This window comes from Pseudomonas sp. LARHCG127 (assembly GCF_052871455.1).
In genome coordinates, this window is record NZ_JBIXJT010000010.1 from 242,431 (window position 1) to 259,815 (window position 17,385).

Sequence of the window (17,385 nt, forward strand, 5' to 3'; positions counted from 1 at the left end):
TTGATGATGGGGTTTGGTATGCGCTTTCGCGCGGTGGTTGCTGTCGTAGGACTGTTGCTTACGGCACTGGCCGTCGATGCTGTGGCCGAGACAAAGGTCAACAGCGTTCGCCTCTGGCGGGCGCCGGACAACACACGGCTGGTGTTCGACCTGACGGGGCCGGTGCAGCACAGCGTATTCACCCTGACCGCCCCGGATCGCCTGGTGATCGACATCAACGGTGCCTCCCTGGGCGCGCCATTGAACGTCGCTACCGCCAATACGCCGATTACCGCGATGCGCTCGGCCCAGCGTACGCCCACCGACCTGCGGGTGGTCATCGACCTGAAAAAAGCCGTGACCCCGAAAAGCTTCACCCTGGCCCCCAATGCCCAGTACGGCAACCGGCTGGTGGTGGACCTGTTCGACAACCCGGCCGATGCCGACCCACCGCCACCGCCGCCGACCAAGGTTGCCACGGTGCCCGCGGTGCCGGTGACCCCGACGGAGCCTGCGCTCAAGCTGCCACCGGCCCCGGCCGGCAAGCGTGACATCATCGTGGTGATCGATGCCGGTCACGGCGGCGAGGACCCGGGGGCCTCGGGCTCGCGCGGGCAACGTGAAAAAGACGTGGTGCTGGCCATCGCCCGTGAATTGCAGCGCCAGGTCAACGGCATGAAAGGCTTCCGCGCCGAACTGACCCGCACCGGCGACTATTTCATTCCTTTGCGCGGTCGTACCGAGATCGCCCGCAAGAAGGGCGCCGACCTGTTCGTCTCCATTCACGCCGACGCCGCGCCTTCGAAAGCCGCGTTCGGGGCCTCGGTGTTTGCCCTGTCCGACCGTGGTGCCACGTCCGAGACCGCCCGTTGGCTGGCCGACAGCGAAAACCGTTCCGACCTGATCGGCGGTGCCGGCAACGTCAGCCTCGACGACAAGGACCGGATGCTTGCCGGTGTCTTGCTCGATTTGTCGATGACGGCCTCGTTGACCTCCAGCCTGAACGTCGGCCAGAAAGTCCTGAGCAACATCGGTCGTGTCACGCCGCTGCACAAGCAGCGCGTCGAACAGGCCGGGTTCATGGTGCTCAAGTCGCCGGACATCCCGTCGATCCTGGTGGAGACCGGCTTTATCTCCAATTCAAACGAGGCGTCCAAGTTGTCGTCCTCCAGCCACCAGCAGGCCCTGGCCCGATCCATCAGCAGCGGCGTGCGGCAGTTCTTCCAGCAGAACCCACCGCCGGGCACCTACATCGCCTGGCTGCGAGACTCCGGCAAGATCGCCCAGGGGCCACGGGACCACCGCGTCAACCCTGGCGAAACCCTGGCGATGATTGCCGTGCGCTACCAGGTGTCGCCCGCCACCTTGCGCAGCGCCAACAATCTCAAGAGCGATGAGCTCAAGATTGGCCAGACCCTGACCATTCCGGGCAACGAAGTGGCGGTCAAGCAATGAGTGACGAAGTGATCGGCAGCGCCGCCCGCATCGAACTGCTCAGCCCTCGGCTGGCGAACCAGATCGCCGCCGGGGAAGTGGTCGAGCGTCCGGCGTCGGTCATCAAGGAGTTGCTGGAAAACAGCCTCGACTCCGGGGCCAAGCGCATCGATGTGGATGTCGAGCAGGGTGGCGTCAAGCTGCTGCGGGTGCGCGATGACGGTGGGGGTATTTCCTCCGACGACCTGCCGCTGGCCCTGGCGCGTCACGCCACCAGCAAGATCCGTGACCTGGAAGACCTTGAGCGGGTCATGAGCCTGGGTTTCCGGGGTGAAGCGCTGGCGTCCATCAGTTCGGTGTCGCGCCTGACCCTCACCTCACGCACCCGCGACGCCGAGCAGGCCTGGCAGGTCGAGACCGAAGGCCGCGACATGGCCTCTCGCGTCCAGCCCGCGGCCCATCCGGTGGGTACCTCGGTGGAAGTGCGCGATTTGTTCTTCAACACCCCGGCACGGCGCAAGTTTCTCAAGGCCGAGAAAACTGAGTTCGATCACCTTCAAGAAGTCATCAAGCGCCTGGCCCTGGCGCGTTTTGACGTGGCGTTCCATTTGCGCCACAACGGCAAGACCATCCTCAGCCTGCACGAGGCCCGCGACGATGCCGCCCGAGCCCGGCGCGTGGGCGCGGTGTGCGGAGCGGGTTTCCTGGAACAGGCCTTGCCCATCGAGGTGGAGCGCAATGGCCTGCACCTGTGGGGTTGGGTCGGTTTGCCAACGTTCTCCCGCAGCCAGGCGGACTTGCAGTATTTCTACGTGAACGGCCGGGCGGTGCGCGACAAACTGGTGGCTCACGCGGTGCGCCAGGCCTATCGCGACGTGCTGTTCAATGGCCGGCATCCGACCTTCGTGCTGTTTTTTGAAGTCGATCCGGCGGTGGTGGACGTCAACGTGCACCCGACCAAGCATGAGGTGCGTTTCCGTGATGGGCGCATGGTCCACGATTTCCTCTACGGCACCTTGCACCGCGCCTTGGGCGACGTACGTCCGGAAGATCAACTGGCGGCGCCAGCTGCAGTGGCGGGCATGGTCCGGCCAACGGGGCTGGAGGCGGGCGAATTCGGGCCCCAGGGCGAAATGCGCCTGGCGGCCAACGCATTGCTGGAGCAACCCCAGCCTCAGCCGAGCTACAACACGGCCGGCAGCGGCGCTGGCAGCGGCTATCAGTATCAATACACCCCGCGCCCACAATCCAATGTGCCCGCAGCCGAGGCCCAGGCGGCCTATCGCGAGTTCTTCAAGCCCTTGCCGGAAGCCGGCGCGGCGGCGATGCCCGATGGCCAGGGCGATATTCCGCCGCTGGGCTACGCCCTGGCGCAACTCAAGGGCATCTATATCCTCTCGGAAAATGCCCAGGGCCTGGTCCTGGTGGACATGCACGCCGCCCATGAGCGGATCATGTACGAGCGCCTGAAAATTGCCATGGCCAGCGAAGGCCTGAGCGGCCAGCCGCTGTTGGTGCCCGAATCCCTGGCCGTCAGCCAGCGCGAAGCCGATTGCGCCGAAGAACATGTGGCCTGGTTCCAGCGCCTGGGCTTCGAATTGCAGCGCCTGGGCCCGGAAACCCTGGCGATCCGCCAGATCCCGGCGTTGTTGAAGCAGGCCGAGGCCAATCGCCTGGTCAGCGACGTACTGGCGGACTTGATGGAATACGGCACCAGCGACCGGATCCAGGCGCACCTGAACGAACTGCTCGGCACCATGGCCTGCCACGGCGCGATCCGCGCTAACCGGCGCCTGGCCCTGCCGGAAATGAACGGCCTGCTGCGGGACATGGAAAACACCGAACGCAGTGGTCAATGCAACCATGGCCGGCCGACCTGGACCCAATTGGGCCTGGACGACCTGGACAAACTGTTCCTGCGCGGTCGTTGATGAACCCGTTGCCACCCGCGATTTTCCTGATGGGCCCGACCGCTGCCGGCAAGACCGACCTGGCCATCGAGTTGACCAAGGTCCTGCCCTGCGAATTGATCAGCGTCGATTCGGCCTTGGTCTACCGGGGCATGGACATCGGCACCGCCAAGCCGTCGAAAGAACTGCTGGCCGAATTCCCCCACCGCCTGATCGACATCCTCGATCCGGCCGAGGCTTATTCGGCGGCCGATTTCCGCCGTGACGCGCTCCAGGCCATGGCCGAAATCACCGCGCGGGGCAAGATCCCCCTGCTGGTGGGCGGCACGATGCTGTATTACAAGGCCTTGGTCGAGGGGCTGGCGGACATGCCCGCCGCCGATCCCGAGGTGCGCGCGCAGATCGAAGAGGAAGCCGCGCGCCTGGGCTGGCAAGCCTTGCATGAGCAATTGGCGGTCATCGACCCGGAATCGGCAGCGCGTATTCACCCCAATGACCCGCAGCGACTGAGTCGAGCCTTGGAGGTTTATCGGGTCAGCGGCCAGAGCATGACAGCCCTGCGCCAGCGACAAACTGCGCAAAGTACTGAAGCAGCCGCTTCGGGACTGCAACAATTGCCCTATACTGTCGCGAATCTGGCCATCGCTCCGGCGAACCGGCAAGTGCTGCATCGGCGAATTGAACAAAGATTCACATTAATGTTGGAACAGGGGTTCATAGACGAGGTCGTAGCCCTGCGTGAGCGAAGTGACCTGCATGCCGGGTTGCCGTCTATACGTGCGGTAGGTTATCGACAAGTCTGGGATTACCTGGACGGCAAGCTGACGTCAGCCGAGATGCAGGAGCGTGGGATCATTGCCACGCGCCAATTGGCGAAACGCCAGTTCACCTGGCTGCGCAGCTGGACTGACCTGCATTGGCTCGACAGTCTCGATTGCGACAATCTGCCACGCGCCTTGAAATACCTCGGGACCATCTCCATATTGAGCTGAGTCCTTGCAATTGCCGTCTATCCTTGGGGGTGTGACGGCCCAAGCCATCTGATTCCGATTTTTATTATTGATCCTTAAAGGAGTGCGGCACATGTCAAAAGGGCATTCGCTACAAGACCCTTACTTGAACACTTTACGTAAAGAGAAAGTTGGGGTGTCCATCTATCTGGTCAACGGGATCAAACTGCAAGGCACGATCGAGTCTTTCGACCAGTTCGTCATCCTTCTGAAAAACACCGTCAGCCAGATGGTCTACAAGCACGCGATCTCGACAGTGGTGCCCGTTCGTCCAATTCGTCTGCCTAGCGCAACCGAATCCGAAGGCGGTGACGCTGAACCGGGTAACGCCTGATAGGAGCCTCCTTTGTTCTTTGAGCGCCACGGTGGTGGTGAACGAGCCATTCTCGTTCACTTGGATGGACAGGACCCTGAGGCGCGCGAAGATCCGCAGGAGTTTCAGGAATTGGCACTTTCGGCCGGCGCCGAGACCGTCGCGTTTTTCAACGTGCCGCGTCATCGGCCAACCGCCAAGTTCCTGATCGGCAGTGGCAAGGTCGAGGAGTTGCGCGACCTGGTCAAGGCCGAGCAGGTCGATCTGGTGATTTTCAATCACATCCTCACGCCCAGTCAGGAACGTAACCTCGAACGTGTCTTCGAGTGTCGCGTGATCGACCGCACGGGGTTGATCCTCGATATCTTCGCCCAGCGCGCCCGAACCCATGAAGGCAAGCTCCAGGTCGAACTGGCCCAGCTTGAGCACATGAGTACGCGGCTGGTTCGCGGCTGGACTCACCTTGAGCGGCAGAAAGGCGGTATCGGCCTGCGCGGCCCGGGTGAAACCCAGCTGGAAACCGACCGACGCCTGTTGCGGGTTCGCCTGCGCCAGATCAAGGGGCGGCTGGAAAAGGTCCGCAGCCAGCGCGAGCAGTCGCGCCGCGGTCGCAAGCGCGCGGATATCCCGACGGTTTCACTGGTGGGTTATACCAACGCCGGCAAATCGACCCTGTTCAACAATGTCACCCAATCCGACGTCTACGCCGCCGACCAGTTGTTCGCCACGCTCGACCCGACCCTGCGCCGGCTCGACCTAGACGACCTCGGGCCGATCGTGCTGGCCGACACCGTGGGCTTCATCCGTCACCTGCCGCACAAGCTGGTCGAGGCTTTCCGAGCTACGCTCGAAGAGTCGAGCAACTCCGACCTGCTGTTGCACGTGATCGATGCCGCCGAGCCGGACCGGATGCTGCAGATCGAGCAGGTGATGGTGGTGCTGGGCGAGATCGGAGCCCAGGACTTGCCGATCCTCGAGGTATACAACAAACTCGATTTGCTCGAAGGCGTGGAGCCGCAGATCCAGCGCGATGCCGATGGCAAGCCGCAACGGGTCTGGCTGTCGGCCCGTGATGGCACCGGCCTGGACCTGCTCAAGCAGGCCGTGGCCGAGCTGTTGGGCAACGATCTGTTTGTCGGCACCCTGAAGTTGCCGCAACGTTTCGCCCGGCTTCGTGCGCAGTTTTTCGAGCTGGGGGCCGTGCAAAAAGAAGAACACGACGAAGAAGGTGTCTGCCTGCTGGCTGTTCGCCTGCCTCGGTCGGAGCTCAACCGGCTGGTCAGTCGCGAAGGGCTGCAACCGATGGAATTCATCGAGCAACACACTTTGCAATAAAAGCCTGAGAAAGCGGTGTCAGGCATTCTGTAGCATTGGTCGGCGCGCCGTGGGTGCGTCTTTGCTTTATCAGATGGAGAGCGCTATGGCTTGGAATGAGCCGGGTGGCAACTCGAATAATCAGGATCCTTGGGGTGGCAAGCGTCGTAACAACGGCGACCGCAAGGGGCCGCCGGATCTCGACGAGGCCTTCCGAAAGCTGCAGGAAAGCCTGAACGGTTTGTTCGGTGGTGGTAAAAAACGCGGTGATGAGGGCGGTGGTCGCTCGGGCAAGGGCGGCGGTTTCGGCCTGCTCGGCATCGGCCTCGTCGTGCTGGCGGCTGTCTGGCTGTACAGCGCGGTCTATGTCGTGGACGAACAGGAGCAAGCCGTGGTGCTGCGCTTCGGCAAGTACTACGAGACGGTTGGCCCGGGCCTGAACATCTATTTCCCGCCGATCGACCAGAAGTACATGGAGAACGTCACGCGTGAGCGGGCGTACACCAAGCAGGGCCAGATGCTCACGGAAGACGAGAACATCGTCGAAGTGCCGCTGACCGTGCAATACAAGATCACCAACCTGCAGGACTTCGTGCTGAACGTCGACCAGCCGGAGATCAGCTTGCAGCACGCGACCGAAAGTGCCTTGCGCCATGTGGTGGGTTCCACCGCCATGGACCAGGTGCTGACCGAAGGTCGTGAGCTGATGGCGAGCGAAATCAAGGAGCGTCTGCAACGTTTCCTCGATACCTATCGCACCGGTATCACCGTCACCCAGGTCAACGTCCAGAGCGCAGCGGCACCGCGTGAGGTCCAGGAAGCCTTCGATGACGTGATCCGTGCCCGTGAAGACGAGCAACGTTCGCGCAACCAGGCCGAAACCTATGCCAACGGCGTCGTACCGGAAGCCCGTGGCCAGGCCCAGCGCATCATCGAGGATGCCAACGGTTACCGCGATGAAGTGGTCTCCCGTGCCAAGGGTGAGGCCGATCGCTTCACCAAGCTGGTGGCCGAATATCGCAAGGCCCCTGAAGTGACCCGCCAGCGTCTGTACCTGGACACCATGCAGGAAGTCTTCAGCAACACCAGCAAGGTCCTCGTGACCGGCAACAAGAACGGCCAGAGCAATCTGCTGTACCTGCCGCTGGACAAGATGGTCGAGAGCGGTCGAAACACCAGTACGCCACCGGCCAGTTCGACGGCGGCCAGCAATGAGGCCAGCACCCGTGCGGCGGCGGACCTGCAACAACAGCAAGCACGTACCAGGGAGAGTCGCTGATGAGCAATAAATCGCTGATCGCCCTTATTGTCGGTGTCGTCGTGGCGATCGCTGCCTGGAACTGCTTCTACATCGTGGCTCAGACCGAGCGCGCGGTGTTGCTGCAATTCGGTCGCGTGGTCCAGGCTGATGTCCAGCCGGGGCTGCATGTGAAGGTGCCGTACGTCAACAAGGTGCGCAAGTTCGACGCTCGCCTGATGACGCTGGATGCGCCGACGCAACGCTTCCTGACACTGGAAAAGAAAGCCGTGATGGTGGACGCCTACGCCAAGTGGCGTGTGAAGGATGCCGAGCGCTTCTACACCGCGACCTCGGGCCTCAAGCAGATCGCCGATGAGCGTCTGTCCCGTCGCCTGGAATCGGGCCTGCGTGACCAGTTCGGTAAGCGCACGTTGCATGAAGTGGTGTCCGGCGAGCGTGATGCGCTCATGGCCGATATCACTCGTTCGCTGAATGCGATGGCGGAAAAAGAGCTGGGTATCGAAGTGGTCGATGTCCGGGTCAAGGCTATCGACCTGCCGAAGGAAGTGAACCGCAGCGTGTTCGAGCGGATGAGCACCGAGCGTGAGCGTGAAGCTCGCGAGCACCGTGCCAAAGGTAACGAGCTGGCCGAAGGCATCCGTGCCGACGCCGATCGCCAACGACGCGTGCTGCTGGCCGAAGCCTATCGTGAATCGGAAGAAGTCCGTGGTGATGGTGATGCCCAGGCCGCTTCGATCTACGCCAAGGCTTATGGTCAGGATCAGGAGTTCTACGCGTTCTACCGTAGCCTGCGTGCCTACCGTGAAAGCTTCGCGAACAAGTCCGACGTCCTGGTCCTGGACCCAAGCAGCGACTTCTTCCACTACCTGGAAAAGTCCAAGCCTTGATGCGGCGTTGACCTGAGATACTCCGCCCGGCGGCTAAAACGTCGGGCGGGGTGATCCTTTGGGAAAACGTGTGTATGATGCGGCAGCCGGGAAATTCCCGGCTTTTTTGCGTCTGCACGTTCGATTGCGGTTTATAGGTGCAGGCGTCGGGTTGAACGACTCGACAGGTTTTTCGAGGAAAGTGCCGGGCGAGGCCGATGATGGGCCATTCGTCACGTCGCTCTTGCGCGTTTTTTGCCCAAGCTGCGCGCCTGGCGCAGGCATTTTCTGCTTCACTCAAGGCCAGTCCGAAAGCTGGCCGCCCGGACCATAGGGGAATGGCGTAATGGCAACGGTAGACCGCTGGCTGCTGCCAGATGGCATCGAAGAAGTACTGCCACCGGAAGCTGCGCGTATCGAAGTAGCGCGTCGGCAGGTGTTGGATCTGTTCCAGAGCTGGGGTTACGAGTTCGTCGTCACCCCGCATATCGAGTACCTGGAATCCCTGCTCACCGGCGCGGGCCAGGACCTGGACCTGCGCACCTTCAAGGTAATCGATCCGCAGTCGGGCCGGCAGATGGGCTTTCGTGCCGACATCACGCCGCAAGTGGCGCGCATCGACGCCCACACCCTGCGCCGCGAGGGCCCGAGCCGCCTGTGCTACGCCGGCAGCGTGCTACATGCCCAACCGCGCGCCTTGTCTTCTTCGCGCAGCCCGATCCAATTGGGCGCCGAGTTGTATGGCGATGCCAGCCCGAGCAGCGACGTGGAAGTCATCAGCCTGATGCTGGCCATGCTGCAACTGGCTGACGTGCCGGATGTCCACATGGACCTGGGGCATGTCGGCATCTATCGCGGCCTGGCCCGTGCGGCCGGTTTGTCCGGCGAAGTTGAACAACAGCTGTTCGATGCCCTGCAGCGCAAGGCCATCGACGAAGTCGTCAGCCTGACCGAGGGCCTGCCGGCCGATCTGTCGGGCATGCTGCGGGCGCTGGTGGACCTGTGCGGCGGGCGTGAAGTATTGGTCGCGGCCCGTGAACGCCTGGCCCATGCGCCGGCGCCGGTGTTGGCCGCGCTGGACGACTTGCTGGCGATTGCCGAGCGTCTGTCGGTGCGCTTCCCCGAGTTGCCGCTGTATTTCGACCTGGGCGAGTTGCGCGGTTATCACTACCACACCGGTGTCGTGTTTGCGGTATTCGTACCGGGCGTGGGTCAGTCCATCGCCCAGGGCGGCCGTTATGACGACATCGGCGCTGACTTCGGTCGTGCCCGTCCGGCGACCGGTTTCTCCACCGATTTGAAAACCCTGGTGACCCTGGGGCGTGCTGAAGTCGAGCTACCGTCTGGCGGTATCTGGATGCCTGACAGTACGGATGCGGCACTCTGGCAGGCGGTCTGCCAGTTGCGCAGTGAGGGTCAGCGCGTTGTCCAGGCTTTGCCAGGGCAACCTTTGGCCGCCGCCCGTGAAGCGGACTGCGACCGGCAATTGATTCAGCAGAACGGGCTTTGGCAAGTATTGCCGCTGGCTTCTTGAGTTTTCCCGCCGGCCGAAGCCGGCACCAAGTTTGCGCGAATGAGGACAAGTGTTATGGGTAAGAATGTCGTAGTCCTGGGCACCCAGTGGGGTGATGAGGGCAAAGGCAAGATCGTTGATCTGCTGACCGAACATGCTGCCGCCGTAGTGCGCTACCAGGGTGGCCACAACGCAGGTCACACCTTGGTGATCGACGGTGAAAAAACCGTCCTGCACCTGATTCCGTCGGGCGTGCTGCGCGAAGGTGTCCAGTGCCTGATCGGCAACGGTGTGGTGGTTGCGCCCGACGCCTTGCTGCGGGAAATCATCAAGCTGGAAGAAAAAGGCGTACCGGTGCGCGAGCGCTTGCGTATAAGCCCGTCCTGCCCGCTGATCCTGTCCTACCACGTTGCGCTGGACCAGGCCCGTGAAAAGGCCCGTGGCGAGCTGAAGATCGGCACCACCGGTCGCGGCATCGGCCCGGCCTACGAAGACAAGGTGGCCCGTCGTGGCCTGCGCATCGGTGACCTGTTCCACCGTGAGCGTTTCGCCGCCAAGCTGGGTGAGTTGCTGGACTACCACAACTTCGTCCTGGTCAATTACTACAAAGAGCCGGCCATCGACTTCCAGAAAACCCTGGATGAGTGCATGGAATACGCCGAGCTGCTCAAGCCGATGATGCTCGACGTCACCGCCGAGCTGCACGAGCTGCGTCGCGCCGGCAAGGACATCATGTTCGAAGGTGCCCAGGGTTCGCTGCTGGACATCGACCACGGTACCTACCCGTACGTCACCAGCTCCAACACCACTGCCGGCGGCATCGCCACCGGTTCGGGTTTCGGCCCGATGTACCTGGACTACATCCTGGGCATCACCAAGGCCTACACCACGCGTGTCGGTTCAGGTCCATTCCCGACTGAGCTGTTCGACGACGTCGGTGCCTTCCTGGCCAAGCGTGGCCACGAGTTCGGTGCCACCACCGGCCGTGCCCGTCGTTGCGGCTGGTTCGATGCCGTCATCCTGCGTCGTGCCATCGACGTCAACAGCATCTCGGGCCTGTGCCTGACCAAGCTGGACGTGCTGGACGGCCTGGAAACCATCAACATCTGCGTGGGCTACAAGAACCAGGACGGCGCTGTCATCGACGCCCCGACCGATGCCGACAGCTACATCGGCCTGGAGCCGGTGTACGAGCAGATGCCGGGCTGGACCGAATCGACCGTGGGCGCCAAGACCCTGGAAGAGCTGCCGGTGGCCGCGCGCAACTACATCAAGCGCGTCGAAGAGTTGGTCGGTGCGCCGATCGACATTATTTCGACGGGGCCGGACCGCAACGAAACCATCGTTCTGCGTCATCCGTTTGCCTGATAAGTCGTTGATGTAAAACACAAAGGGTCCTCATTAGGGCCCTTTGTCGTTTCTGCCTGCCGGGCGGCACGACACTTGCTATGCAACTCCATTAAGGCACCGCTTTTCCGAGTGCCATCAAATTAATGGCGTTTGGTAGAGGGATTTCACGTGTCGGCCGTTCTCTCACTGTTACAAAGCCGTTTATTGCGGCCTGTGTTCGTTACCCTGGGTATCGCCCTTTTGGTGCAGGTGCTGGTGGCCGTTGCGCTGACCCGAAGCACCGTCACGGCACTGGAAGCCGACCTCGGTGCGCGGCTGGGGGCGGACAGCCAGAAGCTCTCCACCGAGCTGGAGCAGGCCGGGCGCGAAGTCACGTCGAGCCTGGACAGCCTGTCCGCCAATACCCGCCAGCGACTGAACGCCGGGCTGTCCGCTCGCCTGAAGGACGAGCAGGCGCAGTTGCGTGGGACGTTGGAGAAGGACTTGAGGGATTCCGCCAATGATATGGCGCAACTCCTGGCGTCCGTTGCGCCGCGCGCCATGTGGGATAACGACGTGCCCACCCTCTCTGAGTTCGCCCGTCGGGCCCAGCGCAATCCCAACGTGCTGTTCGTCATTTATGACGACGCCAATGGTGAGCACTTGACCCGCTACCTGAACCGGGAAAACCCGATCAACAAGGCGCTGCTGGAGAAGGGCAAAGGCGAGCGGGCGTTGGACAAGGTGCTGGACGCGGCGAAGAACGATCCGTCTGTGTATTACCTGGAAGCCTCGATCAACCCCAACGGCGTAGAGATCGGCAAGGTCTTGATGGGGGTTTCCACGGCTTCCGTTGAAACCGACCTGAAGGCGTTGGACCAGCGCTTCTCGGCCTTGATCGCCAGCAGCGACCAATTGGTCGGCGACAGTCTCAAGGGCGCGGCGGCTGACAGCGCCACCGCCATGCGCGGTCGCTTGGAGTCGGCCCAGGCCACGGCCACGCAGATGCAAACCAATACCGCCTCCACTGTCCAGGAGGCCGCAGGCACTTTGCGCTGGCGCATCGGCCTGGGCTTGGCGCTGGTGGGCTTCGGCGTGCTGGCGCTGCTGGCTGTGGTGCTGGGGCGTCGAGTGGTCAATCGCTTGAAGCTGCTGATCGCCGCCATGAACGACCTGGCGGCGGGCGAGGGTGACCTGACCAAGCGTGTGCAAATCAACAGCAAGGACGAAATCGGCGACATGGCCTCGGCGGTCAATCGCTTTGTGGATAAGTTGCAGCCCATCGTGCGCGAGGCGGGCGATGTGGCCCAGCGTACCGGTGTGGAAATCGGCGCGATGACCTTGCGCAACTCCGGCGCCGACGCGGCGGCTGGGATGCAGCGCGATGAAGTGGCCGAGAGCCTGCGTGCGCTGTCGCAAATGGCTGACGAAGCTCAATCGGAAAGTCAGGCAATGCAGGCGGCGCTGCAACAAGTGGTGGAAATCCGTCAGGCCACCGATGAAAACACCCGGACTTCGGCCAAGGTGGGTGGCTTGATCGAGGCGCTGGCCGGCCAAGTGGACACCGGGGCGAAAGTGATCGAGCGGCTGGCGCAGCAGAGCGAACAGATTGAAGTGGTGCTGACGGTGATTCATGGCATTGCCGAGCAGACCAACTTGCTGGCCTTGAACGCAGCCATCGAGGCGGCGCGGGCCGGGGAAACCGGACGCGGCTTTGCGGTGGTAGCGGACGAGGTGCGGGCGTTGGCGAGCAAGACCCAGAGCTCGACGGGCGATATCCAGGCGCACATCGTGGCCTTGCAGCAAGGCGCTCGCGAGGCGGTGGCCGCCATTGGCCAGGCCGGGCGTCAGGCCAGCGAAGGTTTGTTGGTGTTGCGTGACAGCGCGCGGCTGCAGCAGTCGGTGCAGGCGTCCGTCGAGCAGGTGCATGCGGCCATCGGTTTGGCGACCCAGGCGGCGGCTCATCAGGCCCAGGGCGCGCAAGCGGTGCGTGGGCGGGTGGAGACGATCCATGCCCAGGCTGAAAAAGCGGCCCAGGCCGTGGTCGAGACCACCGCCAGCGGTAAGGTGCTGGACAGCCTGGCGGCGCAGTTGAAGGCGAGCCTGGGGCAGTTCAGGGCTTGATGGGCTGATCAGGCTGGCCCCTTCGCGAGCAAGCCCGCTCCCACAGTTGATGGTGTACTCATGAAGTACTCAATCTCCTGTGGGAGCGGGCTTGCTCGCGAAGGCGGCTTTAGTGGCTCGGATACATTCGAGTCGTCAGCCAATAATCTGGCAGCCCCAGAAACGCAAAAACCCGCTTTCGCGGGTTTCTGTGAGTTTCAAGATCATGATCTTGAAGCTTGAATTGGTGCCCAGAAGAAGACTCGAACTTCCACGACCTTGCGGTCACCAGCACCTGAAGCTGGCGTGTCTACCAATTTCACCATCTGGGCAGCATCTTCAGCGTTGCCGCTGTTGATGTCGCGCACTATACGGAGCGCGTTTTGATCTGTAAACCCCTGTTTTTGTTTTAGTAATTGCCAAGCGCAAATCCAAGGGGCAGAAATGCAAAAACCCGCTTTCGCGGGTCTTTGTTGAGCTTGCAAGTCATAGACCTGCTGCTCGAAATTGGTGCCCAGAAGAAGACTCGAACTTCCACGACCTTGCGGTCACCAGCACCTGAAGCTGGCGTGTCTACCAATTTCACCATCTGGGCAGTATCGGCAACGAGTGTACGTCGTCGATGGCGCGCACTATACGGAGCGTGTTTTTAACTGTAAACCCCTGGGGAGAAAAAAACCGCTAAATTTCACGAGCGGTGCTTCCCGGGGTGCCAAAGGGCTGGCCAAATGACGCTGGAAACGCTATCGAATGCTTGAAATTTCCCGTTTCATTAAGCCTATGCCAAACTAACCCGCATATAGACAAGGTGAAAACTCTCTAATGGCCGATTGGCAGTCCCTCGATCCCGAGGCCGCTCGTGAAGCGGAAAAATATGAAAACCCTATTCCTAGCCGTGAACTGATCCTGGCGCATCTCGCCGATCGGGGTTCGCCTGCTAGCCGCGAGCAGTTGGTCGAAGAGTTCGGTCTGACCACCGAGGACCAACTCGAAGCCCTGCGCCGCCGTCTGCGCGCCATGGAGCGCGACGCTCAACTGATCTACACCCGGCGCGGCACTTATGCGCCGGTGGACAAGCTCGACCTGATCCTCGGCCGCATCGCCGGTCACCGTGACGGCTTCGGCTTCCTGATCCCAGACGATGGCAGCGACGACCTGTTCATGAGCCCGGCGCAAATGCGCCTGGTGTTCGACGGTGACCGGGCCCTGGCCCGCGTGTCCGGCCTGGACCGCCGCGGTCGCCGTGAAGGCGTGATCGTCGAAGTGGTGTCCCGCGCCCATGAAAGTATCGTTGGCCGTTACTTCGAAGAAGGCGGCATCGGTTTCGTTGTGCCGGATAACCCGAAGGTCCAGCAGGAAGTGCTGATTACCCCGGGCCGTAATGGCGCCGCGAAGGTGGGTCAGTTCGTCGAGGTGAAAATCACCCACTGGCCCACTGCGCGCTTCCAGCCCCAGGGCGATATCGTTGAAGTGGTCGGCAACTACATGGCGCCGGGCATGGAGATCGACGTTGCGCTGCGCACCTACGACATTCCTCACGTCTGGCCCGACGCTGTGCTCAAGGAAGCCGCCAAGCTCAAGCCGGAAGTCGAAGAGAAAGATAAAGAAAAACGCATCGACTTGCGCCATCTGCCGTTCGTCACCATCGACGGCGAAGATGCCCGCGACTTCGACGATGCGGTGTACTGCGAAGCCAAGCCCGGCAAGCTGCGCCTGTTCTCCGGCGGCTGGAAGTTGTTCGTCGCGATTGCCGATGTGTCCAGCTACGTGAAGATCGGTTCGGCCCTGGATAACGAAGCCCAGGTGCGCGGCAACTCCGTGTATTTCCCTGAGCGCGTGATCCCGATGCTGCCTGAGCAGCTGTCCAACGGCCTGTGCTCGCTGAACCCGAAAGTCGACCGTTTGGCCATGGTGTGCGAGATGACCATCTCCAAAACCGGCGAAATGACCGACTACCAGTTCTACGAAGCGGTGATTCACTCCCAGGCGCGCCTGACCTACAACAAGGTCAGCACCATCCTGGAAACGCCGAAGACCAGTGAAGCCAAGGCCCTGCGTACCGAATACGCTGGCGTGGTACCGCACCTCAAGCAATTGTACGCGCTGTACAAGGTGTTGCTGGGTGCCCGTCACGTGCGTGGCGCGATCGATTTCGAGACCCAGGAAACCCGGATTGTCTTCGGTTCCGAGCGCAAGATCGCCGCGATCACCCCGACCACCCGTAACGATGCGCACAAGCTGATCGAAGAGTGCATGCTGGCGGCCAACGTAGCCACCGCCGAATTCCTCAAGAAGCATGAGATTCCGGCGTTGTACCGCGTGCACGACGGCCCGCCGCCGGAGCGCCTGGAAAAATTGCGCGCCTTCCTCGGCGAGCTCGGCCTGTCCCTGCACAAAGGCAAGGACGGCCCGACGCCGAAGGACTACCAGGCACTGCTGGCCAGCATCAAGGACCGTCCGGATTACCATGTGATCCAGACCGTGATGCTGCGCTCCCTGAGCCAGGCGGTGTACAGCGCCGACAACCAGGGCCACTTCGGTCTGAATTACGAGGCATACACCCACTTCACCTCGCCGATCCGCCGTTATCCGGACTTGCTCACGCACCGCGCGATCCGCAGCGTGATCCATTCCAAGCAGAACACCCCGCACGTCAAGCGCGCCGGTGCCATGACCATTCCGAAGGCACGGATCTATCCGTACGACGAAGCGGCCCTGGAACAGTTGGGCGAGCAGTGCTCCATGAGCGAACGCCGTGCCGACGAAGCGACCCGCGACGTGGTGAACTGGCTCAAGTGCGAGTTCATGAAAGATCGCGTGGGCGAGTCGTTCCCTGGCGTGATCACGGCTGTGACCGGCTTTGGTCTGTTCGTCGAACTGACCGATATCTATGTCGAGGGCCTGGTGCACGTCACCGCCTTGCCGGGTGATTACTACCACTTTGATCCTGTGCATCACCGCCTGGCGGGCGAGCGCACCGGTCGCAGCTTCCGCCTGGGCGACACCGTGGAAGTGCAGGTCATGCGCGTCGATCTCGATGAGCGCAAGATCGACTTCGGCATGTCCGACAAGCCGGCCGAAGCACCGACTGGCCGTAAAAAGCGCGGCAGCGAGACCGCCGCGCCTGCGACCAAAGGCAGAGGTAAAGGTGCTCCTGCAAAAACCGCAGAGCCTGAGCCAGCCAAGGCCGGTCGCCGTTCGTCTGCCAAGGACAAGGCTCCCGAAGCCTACCGCCCCAGCGACGCAGCGGCGAAAAACGCCGAGCTGCGCAAGAGTCGCGAGTTGAAGCAGCAGTTGCTCAACGAAGCCAAAAGCGGTGGTAAAGCGGCGTCTGGGGGAAAGTCCCACGGGGCGGAAAAGTCGTCGAGCAAGCCAAGCAAACACCGTAAAGGCCCGCCAAAAGCGGGCTCGGCCCCCGCGAAAAGCGGCGGGTCGCGCAAACCTAAGGCCAAGTCATGAGTCTGGAAAAAATCTACGGCGTGCACGCCGTAGAAGCCCTGCTGCGTCACCACCCCAAGCGTGTCAAGCAAGTGTGGTTGGCGGAAGGTCGCAGCGAGCCGCGTGTGCAAGCACTGGTCGAACTGGCTACCCAAAACAAGGTTGCCATCGGTCAGGCCGAGCGTCGTGAAATGGACGCGTGGGTCGAGGGCGTTCACCAGGGCGTGGTTGCGGACGTCAGTCCGAGCCAGGTCTGGGGCGAAGCCATGCTCGACGAGCTGCTCGACCGTACCGAAGGCGCGCCGCTGTTGCTGGTGCTGGACGGCGTGACCGATCCCCACAACCTCGGCGCCTGCCTGCGTTCGGCGGATGCCGCCGGAGCATTGGCGGTCATCGTGCCCAAGGACAAGTCGGCGACGTTGACGCCGGTGGTGCGTAAAGTCGCTTGCGGCGCGGCGGAAGTGATTCCGTTGGTGGCGGTGACCAACCTGGCGCGCACCCTGGAAAAACTCCAGCAGCGCGGCCTGTGGGTCGTCGGTACGGCGGGCGAGGCCGAGGTCAGCATCTATGACCAGGACCTGACGGGCCCGACGATCCTGATCATGGGCGCCGAAGGCAAGGGCATGCGCCGCCTGACCCGCGAGCATTGCGACTATCTGGTCAAGCTGCCGATGGCCGGCAGCGTCAGCAGCCTCAACGTCTCGGTGGCCACCGGCGTGTGCCTGTTCGAGGCGCTGCGCCAGCGTAGCGTCAAGGCTGCCGCCAAAAAGCCTTGATCCAGGCGTAAATCAATTGTGGGAGCGGGCTTGCTCGCGAAAGCGGAGTGTCATTCGGCAAATCTGTTGAATGTCGGACCGCTTTCGCGAGCAAGCCCGCTCCCCCCTTGTTTTGTGGTGAGGTGGAAATCAGCGGGTG

The 17,385-nt window shown here is 62.2% G+C and carries 12 protein-coding genes, 2 tRNA genes and 1 pseudogene; 13 read left to right on the plus strand and 2 right to left on the minus strand.

Annotated elements, in window-relative coordinates:
- The first annotated feature begins 3 nt into the window (after positions 1–3).
- From ACIPQ1_RS18800 to ACIPQ1_RS18850, 11 genes and pseudogenes are all read left to right on the plus strand, one after another.
- Complete coding sequence (locus ACIPQ1_RS18800) at positions 4–1,434, plus strand: N-acetylmuramoyl-L-alanine amidase (RefSeq protein WP_186707988.1); 1,431 nt, start codon at positions 4–6, stop codon at positions 1,432–1,434.
- Between the two features lie 11 nt (positions 1,435–1,445).
- Positions 1,446–3,344 (plus strand): DNA mismatch repair endonuclease MutL, encoded by a 1,899-nt coding sequence (gene mutL / locus ACIPQ1_RS18805; protein ID WP_250962847.1) that lies wholly within the window; start codon positions 1,446–1,448, stop codon positions 3,342–3,344.
- Positions 3,344–4,315: a tRNA (adenosine(37)-N6)-dimethylallyltransferase MiaA gene (gene miaA, locus ACIPQ1_RS18810; RefSeq protein WP_434704779.1), complete on the plus strand. Its 972-nt coding sequence runs from the start codon at positions 3,344–3,346 to the stop codon at positions 4,313–4,315. The genes mutL and miaA overlap by 1 nt, the downstream gene beginning before the upstream one ends.
- Positions 4,316–4,406: 91 nt before the next feature.
- Complete coding sequence (hfq, locus tag ACIPQ1_RS18815; protein WP_003186419.1) at positions 4,407–4,667, plus strand: RNA chaperone Hfq; 261 nt, start codon at positions 4,407–4,409, stop codon at positions 4,665–4,667.
- Positions 4,668–4,679: 12 nt separating this feature from the next.
- Positions 4,680–5,981, plus strand: coding sequence for a ribosome rescue GTPase HflX (gene hflX / locus ACIPQ1_RS18820; protein WP_053117904.1), 1,302 nt, complete (start codon positions 4,680–4,682; stop codon positions 5,979–5,981).
- A gap of 85 nt (positions 5,982–6,066) precedes the next feature.
- Positions 6,067–7,239 (plus strand): FtsH protease activity modulator HflK, encoded by a 1,173-nt coding sequence (gene hflK, locus ACIPQ1_RS18825; RefSeq protein ID WP_186707980.1) that lies wholly within the window; start codon positions 6,067–6,069, stop codon positions 7,237–7,239.
- The gene (hflC, locus tag ACIPQ1_RS18830; protein WP_053117908.1) at positions 7,239–8,108 is read left to right on the plus strand and encodes a protease modulator HflC; all 870 of its coding nucleotides are present in this window, start codon (positions 7,239–7,241) and stop codon (positions 8,106–8,108) included. Before hflK ends, hflC begins: the two co-directional genes overlap by 1 nt.
- Positions 8,109–8,433: 325 nt before the next feature.
- Complete coding sequence (locus ACIPQ1_RS18835; RefSeq protein ID WP_250962838.1) at positions 8,434–9,621, plus strand: ATP phosphoribosyltransferase regulatory subunit; 1,188 nt, start codon at positions 8,434–8,436, stop codon at positions 9,619–9,621.
- 54 nt (positions 9,622–9,675) lie between these two features.
- Positions 9,676–10,968 carry an adenylosuccinate synthase gene (locus ACIPQ1_RS18840; RefSeq protein ID WP_003186407.1) on the plus strand — a complete coding sequence of 431 codons (1,293 nt, stop codon included), beginning with the start codon at positions 9,676–9,678 and terminating at the stop codon, positions 10,966–10,968.
- A gap of 1,125 nt (positions 10,969–12,093) precedes the next feature.
- Positions 12,094–12,147 (plus strand): annotated as a pseudogene (locus ACIPQ1_RS18845) (hypothetical protein); the annotation flags it as partial.
- Positions 12,148–12,348: 201 nt separating this feature from the next.
- Positions 12,349–13,053 carry a methyl-accepting chemotaxis protein gene (locus ACIPQ1_RS18850; protein WP_371128541.1) on the plus strand — a complete coding sequence of 235 codons (705 nt, stop codon included), beginning with the start codon at positions 12,349–12,351 and terminating at the stop codon, positions 13,051–13,053.
- Between the two features lie 224 nt (positions 13,054–13,277).
- On the opposite strand, the gene ACIPQ1_RS18855 is transcribed toward ACIPQ1_RS18850, so the two are convergent.
- Positions 13,278–13,364 (minus strand) — tRNA-Leu (locus ACIPQ1_RS18855).
- A gap of 176 nt (positions 13,365–13,540) precedes the next feature.
- Positions 13,541–13,627, minus strand: a tRNA-Leu gene (locus tag ACIPQ1_RS18860).
- Positions 13,628–13,854: 227 nt separating this feature from the next.
- Between ACIPQ1_RS18860 and rnr the strand changes: the two genes are divergently transcribed.
- Both rnr and rlmB read left to right on the plus strand, forming a co-directional pair.
- Positions 13,855–16,491, plus strand: coding sequence for a ribonuclease R (gene rnr, locus ACIPQ1_RS18865; protein WP_411386344.1), 2,637 nt, complete (start codon positions 13,855–13,857; stop codon positions 16,489–16,491).
- Entirely contained in the window at positions 16,488–17,246 is a 759-nt protein-coding gene (rlmB, locus tag ACIPQ1_RS18870) for a 23S rRNA (guanosine(2251)-2'-O)-methyltransferase RlmB (RefSeq protein ID WP_186730060.1), read from the plus strand. The genes rnr and rlmB overlap by 4 nt, the downstream gene beginning before the upstream one ends.
- Positions 17,247–17,385 lie beyond the last annotated feature (139 nt).

Excerpts from the sequence above, each read along its gene's own strand:
- ACIPQ1_RS18800 (WP_186707988.1), top strand. The coding sequence starts at position 4 with ATGATGGGGTTTGGTATGCGCTTTCGCGCGGTGGTTGCTGTCGTAGGA.
- miaA (WP_434704779.1), top strand. The coding sequence starts at position 3,344 with ATGAACCCGTTGCCACCCGCGATTTTCCTGATGGGCCCGACCGCTGCC.
- hfq (WP_003186419.1), top strand. The coding sequence starts at position 4,407 with ATGTCAAAAGGGCATTCGCTACAAGACCCTTACTTGAACACTTTACGT.
- hflK (WP_186707980.1), top strand. The coding sequence starts at position 6,067 with ATGGCTTGGAATGAGCCGGGTGGCAACTCGAATAATCAGGATCCTTGG.
- hflC (WP_053117908.1), top strand. The coding sequence starts at position 7,239 with ATGAGCAATAAATCGCTGATCGCCCTTATTGTCGGTGTCGTCGTGGCG.
- ACIPQ1_RS18835 (WP_250962838.1), top strand. The coding sequence starts at position 8,434 with ATGGCAACGGTAGACCGCTGGCTGCTGCCAGATGGCATCGAAGAAGTA.
- ACIPQ1_RS18840 (WP_003186407.1), top strand. The coding sequence starts at position 9,676 with ATGGGTAAGAATGTCGTAGTCCTGGGCACCCAGTGGGGTGATGAGGGC.
- ACIPQ1_RS18850 (WP_371128541.1), top strand. The coding sequence starts at position 12,349 with ATGGCTGACGAAGCTCAATCGGAAAGTCAGGCAATGCAGGCGGCGCTG.
- rnr (WP_411386344.1), top strand. The coding sequence starts at position 13,855 with ATGGCCGATTGGCAGTCCCTCGATCCCGAGGCCGCTCGTGAAGCGGAA.
- rlmB (WP_186730060.1), top strand. The coding sequence starts at position 16,488 with ATGAGTCTGGAAAAAATCTACGGCGTGCACGCCGTAGAAGCCCTGCTG.